The sequence below is a fragment of the Pseudoalteromonas sp. T1lg76 genome (assembly GCF_002964725.1).
GTDB lineage: Bacteria > Pseudomonadota > Gammaproteobacteria > Enterobacterales > Alteromonadaceae > Pseudoalteromonas.
The window spans coordinates 23,239-40,736 of record NZ_PQCE01000002.1 but is presented as its reverse complement, the minus strand read 5'-3'; the positions used below and the strand labels follow the sequence as shown (position 1 = coordinate 40,736).

Here is a 17,498-nt window from a genome sequence, read left to right as displayed (position 1 = left end):
ATGAGCATGGATCAGGATCTCTATTTGCAAAACCAGCTGTGCTTTAAGCTCTATACCGCTTCACGGCTGGTGATCCGCGGTTACCAGCCGATGCTGAAAGACCTTGGGATCACCTACCCCCAATACCTGGTGTTGCTGGTATTGTGGCAGGCTAACGAGCAGGGGAAATTACCTTTAAGTTTGAAAGCCTTGGGCTCGCGTTTGCATCTCGACTCGGGCACTCTAACGCCTTTATTAAAGCGCATGCAGCAGCTTGGCTTGCTCAGCAGAGTGCGCAGTGAGCAGGACGAGCGGCAATTGCAGATTGCCTTGACGGAGCAGGGCATAGCCCTGGCACCCAAGGCAAAAAAATGGCGGGAAACACTCAGTGAGGGCCTAGAATGCCAACGGCCAGCGCTGACGCAGCTGGCCCAGCAGCTCGATGAGTTTATTGCCCTGCTGGAAAGGAATGACCTGAATCTGTCATTTAACTAAATGAAAAATATGATATGTTTTTAGCCAATTACATTGAATGAGCACTCGCTTATGAACAGCGTCTGGCTATTAATTGGTTTGGCTGTGGCCCTTATCATCATGATTACCTTCGCACGGCGTGGGCTTTGGGCCAGTCGTAAGGGTTATCCCCTGTTGCTTGCCAGCTTCCCCCTTTATTACTGGCTTTTTGCTCTCTGGGCCATGGACTTTCAGGCGTTGCTCTATGAAGCGGCCACCGCCGTGGTCTTTTTTCTGCTCGCCGGGTGGGCCATTAAAAGTCGAACACCTGTCCGTTGGTGGCTGGTGGGGCTCGGGATGTTTTTGCACGCTGGCTATGACTTCTTTCACGATAGTCTCTTTAGTAATGCCGGCACGCCCACCTGGTGGCCAGAATTTTGTGGCATGGTGGATCTTGTCTTGGCCCTGTACTTATGTGCGCTGGCGACCAGTTCTGGATCGCTCAGACTGCCCGGGCAGCGCCTGACCTACAAAGAATAATGACGGCGCGCCACTACAAGGCGGCAAAATAAGCTAAGGTTAATAAGGAAAATTAACCTTAAAGAAAAAGGACTTATGATGAAAAAACTATTCCTAATTTTAAGCCTGATGGTGACCAGTCTAAGTTGGGCCGGGCAAACGCCGAGCGTCGAAGTGGCTAAATCCTGGTTAGGCGGTATAGATGCAGGTCAATATGGGCAAAGCTGGGATGAGGCGGGTGCCCTTTTTCAGGAGCAGGTTACCAAGGAGCAGTGGCGGGATATTATCAAGGCGGTACGCGCGCCCTTGGGTAAGGTTATCAGCCGCACCGAATTGGGCCGTCAAAAATTTACCTCTTTGCCAGGCGCCCCTGAAGGCGAATACCTGGTGCTGCAATTTAACACCGAGTTTGCCAATAAAGCCGGTGCCGTGGAAACCCTGACTTTGAGTAAAACTCAGGAGCATTGGCGCCCGGTGGGTTACTTTATCAAGTAGCCACTGCAGTTCAAAAATAAGCCTATTTAGGCCCAGGCGTAAACAAATCAAGGAGGAAGCATGAAGGCGATACTCAGCATTGATGGTGGTGGTATTCGGGGATTGCTTCCCGCCCTAGTGTTGGCGCAAATCGAAACCCGGCTTGGTCGTCCCATTGCCCAGTGCTTTGATCTGATCGCCGGCACGTCGACCGGGGGAATTCTCGCTTTGGGCCTAAGTAAGGATAACGGTGAGGGGATACCGCAATACAGTGCCCAGGCGCTTGCGGATATGTATGAACAGCACGGTAAGGAAATATTTTCACGCTCTTTGTGGCGAGGTGTTTCCTCGGTCGGTGGACTGCTCGATGAAACCTATAGCCATACTGGCCTAGAGCGCCTGCTTAAGCATTACTTTGACGATGAGCCCCTGGGGGCGTCGCTGACCCGATTACTGCTTACCAGCTATGACATTCATAACCGCAAGCCTTTGTTTTTAAAGAGTTGGCGTCAAGAGCATCGTACCGTACTGATGCGCCATGCGGCGCGGGCTACCTCCGCTGCTCCCACTTATTTTGAACCCGCTCATATCCCAGTTGATGGTGCCAAGCGCGCCCTGGTCGATGGCGGCGTGTTTATAAACTCGCCCTCGGTGTCGGCCTATGCCGAGGCGCAGCGCATTTTCCCCGAAGAAAAGGAGTTTCTGCTTGTCTCTATCGGCACTGGCGAGCTTAATCGTCCCATAGAGCTGCGCGATGCCAAGGATTGGGGCAAGGCAGGTTGGGTGGCTCCTTTGCTTAGTTGTATTTTTGATGGGGTGGCGGATGCCGCCGACTATCAAATGGATAAGCTGCTCGGGGAAAACTACTATCGCTTGCAAACCACTTTGGACATTGCTTCTGATGATATGGACGATGTCACCCGGGGTAACATCGCCAATTTAAAATCCGAGGCCGCCAGGCTACTGAAAACAAGTGCGGCCGAGCTTGATGCGCTCTGTCAGCGTTTAGCCAACAAAACTTAGTGCCTTAGGGTTAAGCCCTTGGGCTAAGCCCTAGGTGTGTGATGCTTCTGCTTCCTTATCGCTCTTGCTCTCTGGCTGCATCGAGCTGCCGATGGAGGCGATGATCACCAGGGCGATGGCCAGCCATTGCAGTGGCGTTAGTAATTCGCTGAGGATCATAAAACCGGCCAGCGCGGCAATGGCGGGCTCCATGCTCATCATCACGCTAAAGCCCTGTGCCGGCATATTGCGCAGCGCCACCATTTCCAGCGTATAAGGCAGGGCGCTGGACATAATCGCCACTAAAAAGCCCAGCGGGATCACTTCCCAGCTCAGTAGCGCCATGCCTTGATGGGCGGCGCCGTAAGGCACCAACACAAAGGCTGCTACCGTCATGCCCAAGGCCACTGTGCGTCCCCCGGAGCTTTGGTTACCTGTGCGTTTTCCAAATAAAATATACCCGGCCCAACAGGCACCGGCGACAAGCGCCAGGGCAACACCCACAGGGTCCAGGCCGGTCTCGGCGTCGATTTCCGGCAATAACAGAATGATACCGGCAATGGCAAAGGCGACCCACAGCAGGTCCCGTTTACGTTTTGAGCTCAGCAGGGCCACCGCCAGTGGCCCAGTGAATTCCAATGCCACGCCTATGCCCAAAGGAATACGTTCGATGGCGTAATAGAAGGCGATGTTCATGCCGCCTAAACACAGGCCGTAAACGATAATGCTACGCCATTGCTGACCCTGGGGCAGGGCTTTCCAAGGTCGAAAGACAAGACACAAAACCAGGGCCGAAAACCCTAGGCGCAGCGCCGTGGTGCCCTCGGGACCGATCAAGGGAAACAGTTGCTTAGCGATGGAAGCGCCGGACTGTATGGTAACCATGGCCAGTAAAACACAGCCGATGGCGGTCAGTAGCACACGGTGGTGAGCAAAAAACATGTTGAAAACCCGTGTTTAATGAAGTGGCGCTAGTGTAGCTAAGCACCTTGTTTGGGTAAATACTGCAAAGCGCCACTGGTCGTGTTTTTATTGGTTTTGGTCTTACTCTGGGATGATGCTGGGTCGAACAGGGCCTTAGACTACCCTTGCGGCGGCTGCATTGTTACACTGCGGGATTCGTTATTGGTTTTCGCCGCAGGAGAATTGGGTGTCGCATCAGATAATAAAGTTTGCTGCTTATGGGCTCTTGTTTGTGCTCGGCCTTGGGCTGACCCATACCCTGACGCAGGAGCAGTTACTGGAGCAAAATAAGGAGCGTACCGCCCGTCATGCTTCGGCTTTGAAGGATTATATCCAAAGCGAATTTGGCCGCTATAGCACTATCGTTGCGTTTTTAAGTGAGAGCACCTTAGTGCAACAGGCCCTTAAAAGTGCTCAAGAGGGCAACGTTGCCGACCGCTATCTAAGCGATGTGCAACAGGCCAGCGGCGCCTCCGATATCTACCTACTCAATGCCGAAGGGACAGTGGTAGCCAGCAGTAACTCACATCTGCCGCACAGTTATAAGGGCAATAACTTTGCCTTTCGTCCTTATTTTGACCGGGCCATGGCCGGGGAAACCGTGATTGATTTTGCCCTCGGGCAACGCTCCATGCGCCGCGGTTTTTATTTTTCCAAGGCGGTGGATTTTGTTGGTGGCGGTCGAGGCGTAATTGCGCTTAAGGTCAACGCCAGTAAATTTGAAACCGATAAGGCCCGTTTGGATACGGGGGAAAAAAGCCATTTTGCGCTGCTCGATGCCAATGAGGTGGTGTTGCTCTCCGATAATCCCGACTGGCAATTGCGCGCCAGCAAAGCGCTTAGCGCCGAGAAGCAGCAGCAAGTCGCACAGTCACAGCAGTTTTTAGGGCAAGCCATTAATCCCCTTGATTGGCGCTGGTTGTCGGACCAACCTCAGTTTGACTCCCAGCCCAGTGGCCAGTTGATCACTAAGCAGCGCCGGTATCTGGTCAGTAGCTCGACTCTGGCGGATACCTCCTACCGACTCTTGATGCTCAGTCCCATAGTGCCGTTTAATGAGGTGCATGCGGCGCGCCTTGGACTAGCCATGTTGCTGCTCTTACTCTTGATAGTGTTGATCGAATATCTCTCGGTCAAGGTCGCTGGCTACCGGCAACTTTTGTTTAGCCAACGCTCCCTGGAAGAGCAGGTGCAGGAGCGCACCCAGGAGTTGGAGCAGGCGCAGGACGCGCTTATTCGCGCCACCAAGCTGGCGACCATAGGTCAGTTGAGCGCCAGTGTGAATCATGAAATTAATCAGCCGCTTAGTGCCATGAGTGCTTATGTGGCCGCCTGCAAGCGCCTGTTGATGCGCGCCGAGCCGGATAAGGCGATGGAAAACCTGCAATTGATTGAGCAATTGATCCGCCGCGTGCACGCCATTGCAGCCCAACTTAAATCCTTCAGTCAAAAACGTCCGGTGAAGATGCAACGCATCTCGCTACAACAAAGCGTACAAAACGCCCTCTTGGTGGTCGGCCCCGAGCTTAAAAAACACCATGTCAGCGTGCAGGAGTCCGGACTTGAGGTACCCGTGTGGGTCGACCCTTATCAGTTTGAGCAGGTGTTGGTAAATCTGCTCTCCAATGCCTGTCAGGCCATGGAGCACGCTCAGGATAAATGGCTGCGCCTGGAGGCGAGCAGCAAGGAGGGCAAGGTGTACTTGTCCATTATCGATAATGGCCCTGGCATCGACCAACATGCCTTAAGCACCATTTTCGAACCCTTCTATACCACCAAGTCGGAACATGGTTTAGGCTTGGGGTTGTCAATTTCAAAACAAATTATCGAATCTTTTCAGGGTAATCTCAGCGCTCATAATCACCACGATGGTGGCGCCGAGTTTTTGCTTAGCCTGCACCAACAAGAGCCACAGCTATGAGCCGAGAAAAAACCATTTACGTTATTGATGACGAAGCCAGCATTCGTCATTCGCTGCAACAATTGCTCGAACTCGAAGGCTATCGGGTGCAATGTTTTGACGATGCCGCCAAGGCCTTGCACAGCCTTAATCGCAGTTTCGCCGGGGTGGTGCTTAGCGATATCAGCATGCCGAATATGGATGGCATCAGTTTTTTGCAGCAGGTGCAGCAATTCGACTCCGAGCTGCCGGTGATCTTTCTTACTGGCTATGCCGATGTCAGTATCGCGGTGAAGGCCATGCAATTGGGGGCCTATGATCTCTTTGAAAAGCCGATTACCGAGCAGCTGCTCGATTGCCTGGCGCGCGCCTTGGACAAGCGCACCCTGGTGTTGGAAAACCGCGAATTAAAACGCCAGGTGCAAAAACAATCGGCCCCCGGGGTGAGAATCTTGGGCGAGACCCAGCAAATGCAGCAGATGATGCAGTTACTCGATGCGGTAATAGACACCCCGGCGGATGTCCTTATTGAAGGGGAAACCGGCACCGGCAAGGAGCTGGTCGCCCGTTATCTGCATGAGCAAAGTCAGCGTGCCAAACATCACTTTGTCGCCATTAACTGTGGTGCCATTCCCGAGCAATTGATCGAAAGCGAGTTGTTTGGCGCCGCCAGTGGTGCTTACACCGGCGCCAATCAGGCCCGCGAGGGTAAGTTTACCTATGCCAACGGCGGCACGGTTTTTTTAGATGAAATCGAGGCCATGTCGCCAAGCTTGCAGGTGAAACTGCTACGGGTGCTGGAAGAGCGCCAGGTGACGCCGGTGGGCAGCAATCAGGGCATTGAGCTGGATATTCGCGTGGTGGCCGCCACCAAGGTGGATTTACAAACCCTGGTCGATGCCGGGCAGTTCCGCGCCGATCTCTATTTTCGCTTGAATCTGGTGAAGGTACCGATCCCGGCGCTGCGTCAGCGTAAGGCGGATATTCCGCTTTTGTATCAGCACTTTTTATCCATTGCTGCGACCCGCTTTCATAAGCCTACCCAGCCGCTCAGTGAGGAGTTGCGTGGTCGGTTAATGCAGTATGACTGGCCGGGCAATGTGCGCGAGCTGCGTAATCATGCCGAGCGCACCTTGCTGCTGGGAGAGCAGTTGGCGCAGCAATCCGTTGGCACCCAGGAGCAGGAAGTGTTAAGTCTGGCGCAAAAGGTGGCCTATTACGAGCAGTCACTGATCGAGGATGCCCTAGCGCAAAGTCAAGGCAGTATTAAAGAGGCGATGGCCTTGTTGCAGATACCGCGTAAAACCTTGTACGACAAGATGGCCAAGTATGCACTACAGCGCACCATGTACACCTAAACTGTGTGTGGGTTTGGTGATAAATACGTAATTCTGTGTGCGGAAATCCGCACATTTATCTTGGTCTTTTTCGCTGGTTTATTGGTAAGTCATTGTAAAATAGCGTTTTAAAAAGTTGGTTAGGTTTTTGTATGTGTCTTTGTTAACAACAAGTAGGATACAGCAATGATAAAACAACTTACATTTACCAGCGCCGCCATGCTTATGGCCGGAGCCACCACGGCCCACGCGGCCGACTATGATATCTATGGCAAGGCCGAGGTGCAGATTGCCCACACCGACAAAGGGGTGATGCGCTATACCGAGGAAGGCACCCAGATAGATGCACCTTTTTCGCGCATCGGCGTCAAGGGTCAGCATGCCCTCAACGACACCACCCAATTAGTTTTTAAATACGAGGTACAGGTGAAGGGGTTTGATGGCGACTCAACCAATGATCCATTTTCCGCCCGTAACACCTATGTCGGCGTGCAATCTCAATATGGCACAGTGCTGGTGGGACGCAACGACACCCGCTTTAAATACTCCGAGGGCAAGGTTGATCAGTTTAACGAAACCCAGGGCGATATCGCTCAGGTATTGGCCGGGCAATCTCGGGTTGGCGACAGCATCACCTACAGCACGCCGAAGTTTGGGCTTTGGGCGGCGGCGGTAACCTGGGTTCCTAAAGATGACAGCAACAGCGAAGACAATGGTGTTGCGGCGCTATTAAGCTATGGCGACCGTGCGCTTAAGCGCACCCCTTATTTTGTTGCCTTGAGCTACTCCGATGCTTTGGGTGATTTACAGGCCTCTCGGGTAACGGCCGCCTATCGCTGGCAGCAGCTGCAACTGGGCGCCATCGTCCAGCGCAGTGAAAACCTGGCCGGCGATAAAGAGGGCGATGGCCTGGTACTGAGTGCGCGCTACTGGCTCAGCGACGCCTGGCAGCCCAAGTTGCAATACAGCCGCGATGACAGTGGCCTCCGCCATGAGGGCGATGCCGAGCAGTTTACGGTGGGCGTCGACTACGTGGTCGACAAGCAAACCACCTTTTATCTCCTTGCCAGCCAATTGGAACTCGATACCAGCGATGACACCAGCACCGCTTTGGGTCTAAAGTATATGTTCTAAGGGGAGCGACAAATGACCGAAAACAAACCAAATAAAATCAATCGCCTGGTCTTCTTATGGCTAGGGCCCCTGGTGATGCTGCTGACCTGTTTAATCGACCCGCCGAGCGGCATGTCGGTAGCGGCTTGGCGCACCGCCGGTTTAACCGTGTGGCTGGCTTCTTGGTGGGTTACCGAGGTGGTGCCCATTCCGGCGACCTCCCTGTTGCCTTTGGTGTGGTGCCCCTAGCCGATATTGCCTCCATTAAGGCCGTAGCCGCGCCCTATGCGCATCCGCTTATCTATCTGTTTTTAGGTGGCTTCTTGCTTTCCATCGCGATGGAGCGCTGGGGCCTGCATAAGCGTATTGCTCTAACTACTTTGTTGTTGGCGGGCAGCAAACCCAGCACCCAGATCATGGCCATGATGCTGGTTACTGCATTCTTATCCATGTGGATGTCGAATACCGCCACTGCGGTGATGATGTTGCCCATAGCGCTTTCTGTCGTTCATTTACTGCGCGATAACGGCAGCGAGTGCGATAACTTTGGCAAGGCGCTGCTCTTATCTATCGCCTATGGAGCCAGTATCGGCGGTATTGCCACGCTGATCGGCACCCCGCCTAATGCGCTGATGGCCGCTTATTTGGCCGACAGCTATAACATAGAAATTGGTTTTGCCACCTGGATGTTGATTGGTGTGCCGCTGTCTGTGGTGATGCTGGCCTTGACCTGGCTGTGGCTCACCAAGGTGATGTACAAGGTGGATAAAACTGCGGCCCAGGTGGAAACCCGAGGCATGTTTAAGCAACAGCTTGCAGCACTGGGTAGCATGTCACGGGCGGAGAAAGGCGTATTAGCCGTGTTTGCACTTGCCGCCGTCAGCTGGGTATTGCGCCCCTTGCTGGCCAAGGCCACCGGGCTGGCTATTTCCGACACCGGTATTGCCATTGCCGCAGCGCTGTTGCTGTTTATTTTGCCCGCCAAAAAAGACAGTGAGGAGCGTATTCTTGACTGGGACAGCGCCGCCAAGGTGCCTTGGGGGATCTTATTGTTGTTCGGCGGGGGCTTAACCCTGGCGGCCAAGATTAAGTCATCGGGCCTGGCCGACTACATTGCCAATATGCTCAGTGGCGCCGGGGCCATGGAACTGGCATTGGGGATTTTAATCGTTACCGCGCTTATCACCTTCTTAACCGAGATCACCAGTAATACCGCGACCGCCGCCGGTTTCTTGCCATTGCTTGGCCCGGTGGCCGAGTCCATTACCGGCACGCCTTTGGTGTGGGTGATCCCCGCAGCCATCGCTGCCAGTTGTGCCTTTATGATGCCGGTGGCCACGCCACCTAATGCCATCGTCTTTGGCTCAGGCGAGCTCAAGATCAAAGACATGATACGCGCCGGTTTTGCGCTGAACCTAATAGCAATTGGTCTTATCACCCTGGTGACCTTAACCCTGGCCCCCTTAGTGCTGGGCTTTTAAATTCTATGGTTAACAGACTTTAGAGAAAAATCTTTCCTAACCAAGGGCCGCCTAGCGGCCTTTTTTATTGCTTGATTTTAGGACGTTGTTTTAGGCGATCAGCTGGCGATATTGCGCCGGAGTTAGGGTGGTAACTTGCTTAAAGGTGCGCCGGAATGAGGTTTCATCGCCATAGCCCAATCGATCTACTACCTCCTTCACCGACAAACCCTGGTAGGTGATGAGATCGCACGCCTGCTGAATTTTTACCAAACGCATAAATTGCGCCGCCGATGCGTCCGTGCCGTTAGCGATGCGCCGCGCCAGGGTGCGGGTCGACATATTCAGTGCAGCGGCGAAATTGTTCAGGGTTAAATCCTGCGCCGGCGTTTGCTCAACCCAGCGATAGGCACGTGCCACTTCTGGCGATTTTGATTTTATCATCTCGATACGCTGCCAAGGCAAGGCGGCTTTTTGAGGTCGGGCGATCACCATGAGTTTATTGATTTCGGCGAGAATAGCGGCGCCACAATGATTCTGGATCAGCGTATTGGCAATGGCCAGATAGCCCTGTACGCCACTGGCGGTGATTAACTGTTGGTCCTCTACCTGGGTGTCGTTAAATTGCCAATTAACGCCTGTAAAAGCGGTGCTAAGGTATTGGGCTAACCACCAGGTGGCGGTGGCGCGGCGGCCCTCCAGCTGCCTGCTGGCGGCCAGCAGACACACCGCGGAGCAGTAGCCCCAGAGCTGGGTCGTTGACGCCAGCCGACTGAGCGTGTCGATCAGCTCGCGATTTACCGCCAGCGCTTTTGCGCAATCCTGCTCCGAGCTGGCCCAGAAGCCGGGCAATAAAAGGGCATCAAACTGGCCCTCGGCAAGGCTGGTTTGGGGCTCAATAGTGATGCTGGGGCCCTGAGAGGCCAAGGTCAGGGTGACGGGGGTGCCGTCGACGCTGGTAAAGACACATTCGAAGGTGCGCTGCTGCGTTCTCTGATTGCACGCGGTGAGTATTTCGGCAAAGGCCATCAGGCCCGAGGGGATGCAGCCGGGGTAAACAACAAGACCTATACGCATAGTTGGCTAAAATTGCATTAATTGTGACTTAGTTGGCCATATTAGGTGCCGCGATGGCGAAATACAATAAGGTCATTGTTACTTTTTCGAGCACGCCAATGAAAATTACCCAAATACGTAATGCCACAGTGATCATTGAATACCAGCAAGTGACCTTATTGGTGGACCCCATGCTGGCGCCCCAGGGCAAGGCGCCGGCGCTAAAATACCTGGGAGTAAAGCGGCGCAAAAACCCACTGGTGGAGTTGCCGGATAACAGCGAGGAGTTACTGGCCAAGGTCACTCATGGCCTGATCACCCATTGTCAAAAAGGGCATTTTGATCACCTGGACCGTGCCGCGGTGCGCTGGTTAAGGCAAAAGCAACTTCCGGTGCTGGCCTCTAACGCCGATGAGGCGTTTTTAAAAAAGCGGGGTTTGCATGTGATGCCCTTGTCATCGCGCTCAGCTAATGCCTTTGCCGGCGGGCTTATAGAGTTGGTGCCCTGTGTTCATGGTCATGGCTTAGTGGGGAAGCTGATGGCCCATGGCGTTGGTTATTACATTGAAATGCCGGGGGAGCCCAGTGTCTATATCACCGGCGATACCCTGCTGACAGAGACCATTATCGACTTTGTGCAAGCCCGACAGCCCGATGTGATCATTGCTCCGGCAGGTGGTGCCCGTTTTGATTTTGGTGGCGAAATCATTATGGGTGCCGAGGATGTGCTGGAGCTGGCATCCATCGCTCGTGGTCAGGTGATAGCCAACCACCTGGAAGCGCTGGATCACTGCCCGGTAACCCGTTTACAACTGGGTGAGGCGATGCTGGATGCCGATCTGGGCGAGCGCGTGCTGATCCCCGATGACGGTCAGACCTTGGCATTTTAACGGTGCCTAACGGCTGGCTTAATTTTTGGAGGCAATATCGTGACTCATATCATTTGTTTTGGCGATAGTATTACCCGGGGCGAAAACGACGCGGCGGCAGGCGGCTGGGTTGACAGGTTAAAAGCGAGAGAAATTTGTCGCTTTGTGACCGGCTCACGGGCCGAAACCTGTGTGTTCAATATGGGCATAGGCGCAGAGACCAGCGATGGTCTGGTGCAGCGCTTTGCGAATGAGCTCGCGCCGCGTATGGCTGCGCCGCATATGGCTGCGCCGCAGCGCACCTTTGTTACCCTGGCTTATGGCGCTAATGATGTGGCGATTACGGCGCAGCAGCACAGCGTACCCCTAGCGCGTTTTATAAGCAATTTGCGCATCTGTATCGAACATGCCCAGGAGTTGGGCGTACAGCCGATATTGATCAATATTCTGCCCGTTGCCCAATACTTGGATGGTGTTCCCAATAACCTAGGTAAGCGCCGCCTGAATACGGATATAGCCAGTTATAATCAGGCCTTGGCGCAGTTGGCCGAGGATACCTCGGTGCCGCTTATCGATGTTGCGGCCTTGTTTTCCAATAGTCGGGGCGGGTTTGGGCTCTTGACCGCCGATGGCGTGCACCCTAACAGCGCCGGACACCGGCTGCTGTTCGAGTGCATTTATAGCCATTTGGAGCACATTACGCGGGTGGAGATGGCAGCATCAGTGGATATGCAGCTCTAGCTTATTAATCCAGTATGGGTAGCAGGGCGCGCTCGCGACGTAAGTCGTCCTGTTCATGCTCCAGGCGATGGCGGCGGTGTTTAAGTTCGCGGCGCTGCTCGCGGGTGAGCTCCTCAGAGTGCAACTGCCAGTGAATGTGTTTCAGTTCGTCGTCAATCTGGTTGAGGCGCGAGGATATTTCATGGCGATGGCGGTTCACCACGTATCTGTCATGGCCTTGTTGCCAGGCGAGGCGAAATTCTTCGCTGCGACAAATGGGGTTATAGTCTCTGCCATTAAGGCCTTGGGTAAAGGCGTTTTCCGGCTCACAGTAATCTTTCAGGCCTTCCTGGTGCCCGCGCTTATAATCTTCCAGGGTTGGGCGCACACCGTATTCCAGGCAGTCGTAAATAATGTTTTTACCATTGGCCAAGGAGCGACCCTGCTGACCATGACTGAAGCCGATATCGAACCAGTCCCCCCGTTCGCACTGCTGCTGCGATATGCTGGAGCAGCCGCTGAGCAGTGCCAGCATTATTATCATTAATCCGGTTCGGACTAAACCCATAGTGAAATCCCGTTGTAGTTATTATTGAAATACCGACTTTAAGTGGTATCCAGTGCCGTCAAAACGGCATAAATTAGGGGTAATTTACCCAAGTTCAGTGAGTTATTAAAGAGTAGCGAGGATGAACAAGCGCTGTTTTTAAATTAACAGCGCTGCCTGACGGGCCCTGAGTGAGAGCCAAAACATCTGAGTTAGCGGGCAAACAACAGGCTTAAGCGGCGCTTGAGTTCGGGCTTATCGAGCTGGCCGTAATAGAGCAGCAGGTCACTTTTACCGTCGTCGTTGATATCCGTGCTGCTAATATGGCTGCCGGATTGGGGCAGGGCGAGTTTTTGCTTTTGGCTGCGGGCAAAGGCCTGCTGGCCTTGGTTAAGGCGATAGACCAGGGTGTCGTTATCTTCGGAGAACAGCAGGTCTTTGCGGCCATCGCCATTGATATCGGCGAGCATGACCAAGGGTTGACTGGCGCGGCCCTTGCTGATGCTGAAGTTCATTTCCGTTTCATAGTCCAATGACGGCTTTTTCGGGAACTGGCCCTGGGTGTTTTGCCAATACAGCAGAATATCCTGATCTATGCTGCTGGCGAGCAAGGCTGATATCACTTGCGATACCCCGAGCTCAAAGCTGGCGACCATCACTTCCAGGCGGCCATCGCCGTCGATATCCTGCAGTTGCAGATCGGTTAAGGTGCCCTCGGCGCTGACCGTGGTATCTGCTTTATTGGCGTAGCTTAGTTGGCGTTGTTTATCCAAACTGCCGTAATAAATTTCGTAATCATTGCTTCTATCGAACACCCCGGAGCTCTTGGTGTAGCGCACCACTAAATCAGGAATGGCATCGCCATTGATATCTTCAAAACGCTCTAATTTGCGGTACCTGAGGTCGCTTTGGTCAAGGGGCTGGCCATCATCATCGAGCTGATCCCACCAATCTATGCTGTAGATGCCACCACGGATCGCCAGTTGCTGATGTTCAAAATGGCGGCCGTGGGCGTAGTAAAGGTGCAGCTTGCCCTCGTGCAAATTGGCGATATCAAGGCGACCGTCTTGGTTAAGATCTAAGGTAAATACCTGCGCCGGTGAGGCGTTAAGTTCGACGCCATTGAGTACGCTGTGGCTGCCAATATCCAGGCTCACCTTTTTATGGCCACCTTCGTGTTGTGAAAGCCATACATGCAAGTCGGTGAAATCCGCGAGCATGATGTCGCTGTCGCCATCGTTATTAAAGTCATGGATAAAGTCGATTTGGCGCATAAAGTTACTGCGCTCAATACGATAAATAGAAGACACATCGGCAAAGGCAAACAGGCGTGGTTCGCCTTGTTGCTGTGGATACTGATAGCGACCGACATGATCATGGGCTAAAAAGTATAGCGTGTGCTCGCTCTTTTCCTGCTCACTGATATCGTAAGCGAAATACTCTTCGCCGATGGCAAAGCGGTCCACCTGTTGTAGCCTGCCATCGATCACAGCCAGCACCGCCACTTGATGGGCCTTGGCTTCATTGCGACCAAAGACCACGATTTCCTTGCCCGGATGAGGCGTGAGATCGGCGCTCAGCGGTGTACGACTGATATTAAAATCAAGATCTATGCTCAGAGCTTGGAATGGTTCCCCCTGAACGGATGCGGCCGCCACGGGCGTTGCCATAAAAGCCAATGGCAGGCTGGCCAACAGTGCTGTGTGTAGAAATCCCTTCATGATCAACTCTAATAGTTCGCATTATTTCTACTACAGTGCCAACAGCGGCACTCGAGTGCAAGGGTCAATATGTAAGCAAGTGTTCAAACTGTGCGAGCAAGCGTTGGCACCATGCGAGCAAGCGTTAACACCATGCGAGCAAGCGTTAACACCATGCTGGCAAACGTTAGCGCTTAGTCGGTGTTTTTATGAAAGTCCGCCAGCCAGCGTTGCCATTGGCTGTCATAGCCCTGCATATGGCGATGTTGTTTGGAGTTAAGATGGCCCTCGCGGTCTCGCTCGCTTTGAAACGGGCCGGCGCGGCACAGCAGGCAGCAGTGGGGGTCATCAAGATGATGGCGGCGATGGCAATGCGCGCTTATCTCGCTGTCGGCATTAAGGGCGTAGGTGTAGGTAATGCCTAAGGTGTCTTTAACATGCTTGTCGCGGTCGACATTACGCACCTTGTAGCCTGGGAAACGGCGTAAATCAAATTGCTGCTCACCTAAGAAGTGCACCGGCGTATGCGATGTTAAGGCATGGTCTAAGCCCCAATGACTGTAGGGTTTAACGTCTTTGGAGGTGATATAGCACAGGCCCGCGCCTTGAGGGGCGAGGGCATAACGAGCGCTGTTGAGCAGATACTGGTGCAACAGGGCGCGATTGAGAATATTCAAGCCGCCGTTTTGTTTTGCCGCCGCAAAGGCCTGCTCTGAGCCGAGCTGGCTTAACAGCGGAAATTGGAAAATAACCAGATCGAAGCGCTTTTCACCCAGGCGCTGCCAGCTTTCGGTGGCGGTGACGTCAAATTCAAAATCAAGGCTGACCTTTGCGGCGCGCAGCGCATCTATGCCGTGGTGCTGGTATTTATCGCGCAGCGTTGTTTCGCTGTCGTACACACTGCCGTGTAATTGCGACGCCGGGTAGAAATCCAATAAAGCCTTGGTGAAGGTGAGATCGCCATCGCCTACGGTTAACACCCGCCAGTTGCGCTGCAAATACATGATTACTTATTCACCTTGTGGCTGCGGCTCGTCGCGGCGCAGAGCCCCGGCTGCATATAAACGCGCCTTGAGTGATTCGATGGCGATTTGGCGAATAAGCACATGCAGGGCAATCAGGGCGGCAATGGCAAAATGCACCGGACCATGAGTGAAGCCCAGCTCCGGGTTATAAATGGTGGCGCCAAACATGATAAACAGCAAAACCATGGCAATTTCCAGCAGTTGATTGCTGTAGAAAGTGAGTTTGCCTTCACGCTTGTGGTCTTTTTTAATGTTTACCGCGCAGAAAAACGGGATTACTTTCACCTTAAAGGCGGCATTTTTTTCAATGTAAATTTCACCGATCTCATCCAGGGCGCGGCGCAGGGCATCTATCATAATTTTGCTCGTATTCTGTTAGGCCGGCGCAGTGTAATGCATAGGCGCCGGACTGTCTAAGGGTTCAGTCGAGAAGGCTGGCGATCATCAGCAGGTGGGTTACAAACACCACGGAAGTCAGCACAAAGCGCATCTTGCGATAGTCCTTATGGTGCTCTTGCCAGGCGGGCGCCTTGACCTCAAACAGCAACACCAGCCAATAGCTGGCACTGAGCCAGGCCAGGGTGAAAATACTGTTGCCTAACGCCAACAGCGGAATGGGTAAAATTGGCACTATGGCGGCAATGGCGCGGCCGTGGGGCTGATTGCCCGGGCGCCACAGCTGACCGGCTAAAAAGCTGACAATGGCGATACTGTAATAGATAAATAAAGGCGCAACCGACTCGCCCTGACCGGATAATAAGGTCCAGCCCTGCATGGCCAAAAAGGGCAACAAACCCAAATAACCCAGTTGAATATGATTTACATAGCGCTCAATAGCCACAAATAACTCCGCAAATTAGCAACCTACCAATTGTACGTGCCAGCGGGCACTAAGTTCAATAATCTTTCCGCCTGCTTTTATTGGGCAATTGCCAGCGCTGCAAGGTGCTGTTAGCTTAAGGATTAAGCAAATTAATAAGAAGGGGATAGGGATATGCAGGTTCATTTTTTAACCCAAGATCAGGATTACCCAGGAGAGCATTCTGAGGTACTTGAAGTCTTATTGCAGTTGCGTGGCCAATATACACTGGAAACCTTGGCGGCGCAGGTGAAAAAACAACTGGCCCAGGGTTACCAGCTAGTGTATGTGCAAGCCGATAGCGGAATTTTGGCGGTGGCCGGCTTTGTGGTCACAGAGAAACTCGCCTGGGGCAAATGCATTTATATCGACGACCTGGTAACCAATAGCGCCTGTCGCAGCCAGGGCGTCGGACATTTCCTGATAAGCTGGTTTAAGAACTACGCTAAGGCCCATCAATGCACGCAAATCCACCTCGACTCGGGTGTCCAGCGCTTCCCCGCCCACCGTTTTTATCTGCGTGAGGGCTTTAATATTGCCAGTCATCATTTTTCTATGCTGGATGTGTGAGGGGTTTACCAATGACCGTGCTCTGTGAAACCGAAAGATTAATCATCAGGCAACTGGATTTGGGTGATGCCGACTTTATCTTGCGCTTACTCAATGACGAGTCCTTTATACGTTATATCGCGGATAAAAATGTTCGTACGCACCAAGATGCGATAAATCATCTAACGAATGGCCCAATAGCCAGTTACAAAAACCATGGTTTTGGCCTGAACCTGGTGCAGTTAAAAGGTGAATCAACAGCCATAGGCATGTGCGGGTTATTAAAAAGAGAAGAGTTGGATTACCCGGATTTGGGCTACGCGTTTTTCCCCGAATTTTGTGGCAAGGGCTACGCCCGGGAGGCGGCCGAAGCCGTGTTAAAACAAGCTGTGGCTGAGCATAGCATGCACACCATTTTAGCCGTTACCGCTCCCAATAACCTAAGATCCATGCACTTATTGGAAAGTATCGGCTTTAGCTTAACAGGCACCAAGGAGCTGTATGGCTTAGAAAATAACCTCTTTGAGTATCACGGCCGATAGATCGCTAGCACAATGACTCAAGTTAACACTCTTACCCTCGCCATCTATGCCGGCATTGTTGCCCTTGTAGTTGGCGCAATTGCCTTTACTCTCAGTTGGAATCTGTGGGAATTCTGGGGCGGCCCCATGCCTGGAATTCAGGCATTGCTGTTTCCCGGAAATGTGACCTTGGTCCATGTGTGGCACCCTTTATTCACAGAAGAAGTGAGTTTTTGGCCTAAGCTCGCGCTTCTTTTTATTGGCCAGTTTGTGGTTGTTACCCTAGTGGTGGCCCTTGTTATCGGCCTGGTTAGAAAGTTTAATTGCCTCTTTGCCCATCCAAACCGCTAGCGCGCGTTTCGTATCAGGGAGATGATAACGTGTTTGCTTACATTGAAGACTTTGATGGGGGTGTTTTGGTTGGGGCGACAAAGCACCAAAATAATTTATAA

At 52.9% G+C, this 17,498-nt stretch carries 19 protein-coding genes and 1 pseudogene; 13 read left to right on the top strand and 7 right to left on the bottom strand.

Going from position 1 to position 17,498, the window contains the following annotated elements; all coding sequences use genetic code 11:
* The 4 genes from C2M35_RS00210 (at position 1) to C2M35_RS00195 (ending at position 2,448) form a co-directional block, all read left to right on the top strand.
* Positions 1-474, top strand: coding sequence for a MarR family winged helix-turn-helix transcriptional regulator (locus tag C2M35_RS00210; protein ID WP_105264345.1), 474 nt, complete (start codon positions 1-3; stop codon positions 472-474).
* A gap of 51 nt (positions 475-525) precedes the next feature.
* Positions 526-972, top strand: a complete 447-nt coding sequence (locus C2M35_RS00205; RefSeq protein WP_105214391.1) for a hypothetical protein — start codon at positions 526-528, stop codon at positions 970-972.
* A gap of 75 nt (positions 973-1,047) precedes the next feature.
* Positions 1,048-1,446, top strand: coding sequence for a DUF4019 domain-containing protein (locus tag C2M35_RS00200; protein WP_233998014.1), 399 nt, complete (start codon positions 1,048-1,050; stop codon positions 1,444-1,446).
* 60 nt (positions 1,447-1,506) lie between these two features.
* Positions 1,507-2,448, top strand: coding sequence for a patatin-like phospholipase family protein (locus C2M35_RS00195; RefSeq protein ID WP_105264344.1), 942 nt, complete (start codon positions 1,507-1,509; stop codon positions 2,446-2,448).
* Positions 2,449-2,478: 30 nt separating this feature from the next.
* Here C2M35_RS00195 and C2M35_RS00190 read toward each other — a convergent pair whose 3' ends face one another.
* Positions 2,479-3,369 carry an EamA family transporter gene (locus C2M35_RS00190; RefSeq protein ID WP_105201589.1) on the bottom strand — a complete coding sequence of 297 codons (891 nt, stop codon included), beginning with the start codon at positions 3,367-3,369 and terminating at the stop codon, positions 2,479-2,481.
* Positions 3,370-3,577: 208 nt separating this feature from the next.
* On the opposite strand from C2M35_RS00190, the gene C2M35_RS00185 reads away from it, so the two are divergent.
* From C2M35_RS00185 to C2M35_RS00170, 4 genes and pseudogenes are all read left to right on the top strand, one after another.
* On the top strand, positions 3,578-5,311 hold the full coding sequence (locus C2M35_RS00185; RefSeq protein WP_158677872.1) for a sensor histidine kinase: 1,734 nt from the start codon (positions 3,578-3,580) through the stop codon (positions 5,309-5,311).
* Positions 5,308-6,648, top strand: coding sequence for a sigma-54-dependent transcriptional regulator (locus C2M35_RS00180; protein ID WP_105201587.1), 1,341 nt, complete (start codon positions 5,308-5,310; stop codon positions 6,646-6,648). The genes C2M35_RS00185 and C2M35_RS00180 overlap by 4 nt, the downstream gene beginning before the upstream one ends.
* A 165-nt stretch (positions 6,649-6,813) precedes the next feature.
* On the top strand, positions 6,814-7,761 hold the full coding sequence (locus C2M35_RS00175; protein ID WP_105264342.1) for a porin: 948 nt from the start codon (positions 6,814-6,816) through the stop codon (positions 7,759-7,761).
* A 12-nt stretch (positions 7,762-7,773) separates the two neighbouring features.
* Positions 7,774-9,221, top strand: a pseudogene (locus C2M35_RS00170) (SLC13 family permease).
* Between the two features lie 90 nt (positions 9,222-9,311).
* Here the strand turns inward: C2M35_RS00170 and C2M35_RS00165 are convergent.
* Positions 9,312-10,277, bottom strand: coding sequence for a GlxA family transcriptional regulator (locus C2M35_RS00165; protein WP_105264341.1), 966 nt, complete (start codon positions 10,275-10,277; stop codon positions 9,312-9,314).
* Between the two features lie 53 nt (positions 10,278-10,330).
* Here C2M35_RS00165 and C2M35_RS00160 point away from each other — a divergent pair, with 53 nt between their 5' ends.
* Positions 10,331-11,146 carry an MBL fold metallo-hydrolase gene (locus tag C2M35_RS00160; protein ID WP_199774366.1) on the top strand — a complete coding sequence of 272 codons (816 nt, stop codon included), beginning with the start codon at positions 10,331-10,333 and terminating at the stop codon, positions 11,144-11,146.
* Positions 11,147-11,185: 39 nt separating this feature from the next.
* Positions 11,186-11,866, top strand: a complete 681-nt coding sequence (locus C2M35_RS00155) for an SGNH/GDSL hydrolase family protein (protein WP_158677871.1) — start codon at positions 11,186-11,188, stop codon at positions 11,864-11,866.
* 4 nt (positions 11,867-11,870) lie between these two features.
* On the opposite strand, the gene C2M35_RS00150 is transcribed toward C2M35_RS00155, so the two are convergent.
* The 5 genes from C2M35_RS00150 to C2M35_RS00130 all read right to left on the bottom strand — a co-directional run bounded on the left by C2M35_RS00150 (position 11,871) and on the right by C2M35_RS00130 (position 15,952).
* The gene (locus tag C2M35_RS00150) at positions 11,871-12,413 is read right to left on the bottom strand and encodes a DUF2799 domain-containing protein (RefSeq protein ID WP_105264339.1); all 543 of its coding nucleotides are present in this window, start codon (positions 12,411-12,413) and stop codon (positions 11,871-11,873) included.
* Positions 12,414-12,604: 191 nt separating this feature from the next.
* On the bottom strand, positions 12,605-14,113 hold the full coding sequence (locus tag C2M35_RS00145; RefSeq protein ID WP_105214375.1) for an FG-GAP repeat domain-containing protein: 1,509 nt from the start codon (positions 14,111-14,113) through the stop codon (positions 12,605-12,607).
* Positions 14,114-14,286: 173 nt separating this feature from the next.
* Positions 14,287-15,096, bottom strand: coding sequence for a Rossmann-like fold-containing protein (locus tag C2M35_RS00140; protein ID WP_105264338.1), 810 nt, complete (start codon positions 15,094-15,096; stop codon positions 14,287-14,289).
* Positions 15,097-15,102: 6 nt separating this feature from the next.
* A complete protein-coding gene (locus C2M35_RS00135) occupies positions 15,103-15,474 on the bottom strand; it encodes a hypothetical protein (RefSeq protein WP_105264337.1) in 372 nt (123 codons plus the stop codon).
* Positions 15,475-15,538: 64 nt separating this feature from the next.
* Positions 15,539-15,952, bottom strand: a complete 414-nt coding sequence (locus C2M35_RS00130) for a DUF3429 domain-containing protein (RefSeq protein WP_105258878.1) — start codon at positions 15,950-15,952, stop codon at positions 15,539-15,541.
* A 159-nt stretch (positions 15,953-16,111) separates the two neighbouring features.
* Here C2M35_RS00130 and C2M35_RS00125 point away from each other — a divergent pair, with 159 nt between their 5' ends.
* Genes C2M35_RS00125 through C2M35_RS00115 form a run of 3 tightly spaced genes read left to right on the top strand, consistent with a single transcriptional unit; the run spans position 16,112 to position 17,397 of the window.
* Entirely contained in the window at positions 16,112-16,546 is a 435-nt protein-coding gene (locus C2M35_RS00125; protein WP_105214369.1) for a GNAT family N-acetyltransferase, read from the top strand.
* An 11-nt stretch (positions 16,547-16,557) separates the two neighbouring features.
* Positions 16,558-17,067, top strand: a complete 510-nt coding sequence (locus C2M35_RS00120; protein WP_105214367.1) for a GNAT family N-acetyltransferase — start codon at positions 16,558-16,560, stop codon at positions 17,065-17,067.
* Positions 17,068-17,079: 12 nt separating this feature from the next.
* Positions 17,080-17,397, top strand: coding sequence for a hypothetical protein (locus tag C2M35_RS00115; protein ID WP_105264336.1), 318 nt, complete (start codon positions 17,080-17,082; stop codon positions 17,395-17,397).
* Positions 17,398-17,498 lie beyond the last annotated feature (101 nt).

Bases quoted from the DNA above. Each gene is read 5' to 3' on its own strand.
- C2M35_RS00210 (WP_105264345.1), top strand. From the start codon at position 1: ATGAGCATGGATCAGGATCTCTATTTGCAAAACCAGCTGTGCTTTAAG.
- C2M35_RS00205 (WP_105214391.1), top strand. From the start codon at position 526: ATGAACAGCGTCTGGCTATTAATTGGTTTGGCTGTGGCCCTTATCATC.
- C2M35_RS00200 (WP_233998014.1), top strand. From the start codon at position 1,048: ATGATGAAAAAACTATTCCTAATTTTAAGCCTGATGGTGACCAGTCTA.
- C2M35_RS00195 (WP_105264344.1), top strand. From the start codon at position 1,507: ATGAAGGCGATACTCAGCATTGATGGTGGTGGTATTCGGGGATTGCTT.
- C2M35_RS00190 (WP_105201589.1), bottom strand. From the start codon at position 3,369: ATGTTTTTTGCTCACCACCGTGTGCTACTGACCGCCATCGGCTGTGTT.
- C2M35_RS00180 (WP_105201587.1), top strand. From the start codon at position 5,308: ATGAGCCGAGAAAAAACCATTTACGTTATTGATGACGAAGCCAGCATT.
- C2M35_RS00175 (WP_105264342.1), top strand. From the start codon at position 6,814: ATGATAAAACAACTTACATTTACCAGCGCCGCCATGCTTATGGCCGGA.
- C2M35_RS00165 (WP_105264341.1), bottom strand. From the start codon at position 10,277: ATGCGTATAGGTCTTGTTGTTTACCCCGGCTGCATCCCCTCGGGCCTG.
- C2M35_RS00160 (WP_199774366.1), top strand. From the start codon at position 10,331: ATGGCGAAATACAATAAGGTCATTGTTACTTTTTCGAGCACGCCAATG.
- C2M35_RS00150 (WP_105264339.1), bottom strand. From the start codon at position 12,413: ATGGGTTTAGTCCGAACCGGATTAATGATAATAATGCTGGCACTGCTC.
- C2M35_RS00145 (WP_105214375.1), bottom strand. From the start codon at position 14,113: ATGAAGGGATTTCTACACACAGCACTGTTGGCCAGCCTGCCATTGGCT.
- C2M35_RS00140 (WP_105264338.1), bottom strand. From the start codon at position 15,096: ATGTATTTGCAGCGCAACTGGCGGGTGTTAACCGTAGGCGATGGCGAT.
- C2M35_RS00135 (WP_105264337.1), bottom strand. From the start codon at position 15,474: ATGATAGATGCCCTGCGCCGCGCCCTGGATGAGATCGGTGAAATTTAC.
- C2M35_RS00125 (WP_105214369.1), top strand. From the start codon at position 16,112: ATGCAGGTTCATTTTTTAACCCAAGATCAGGATTACCCAGGAGAGCAT.
- C2M35_RS00120 (WP_105214367.1), top strand. From the start codon at position 16,558: ATGACCGTGCTCTGTGAAACCGAAAGATTAATCATCAGGCAACTGGAT.
- C2M35_RS00115 (WP_105264336.1), top strand. From the start codon at position 17,080: ATGACTCAAGTTAACACTCTTACCCTCGCCATCTATGCCGGCATTGTT.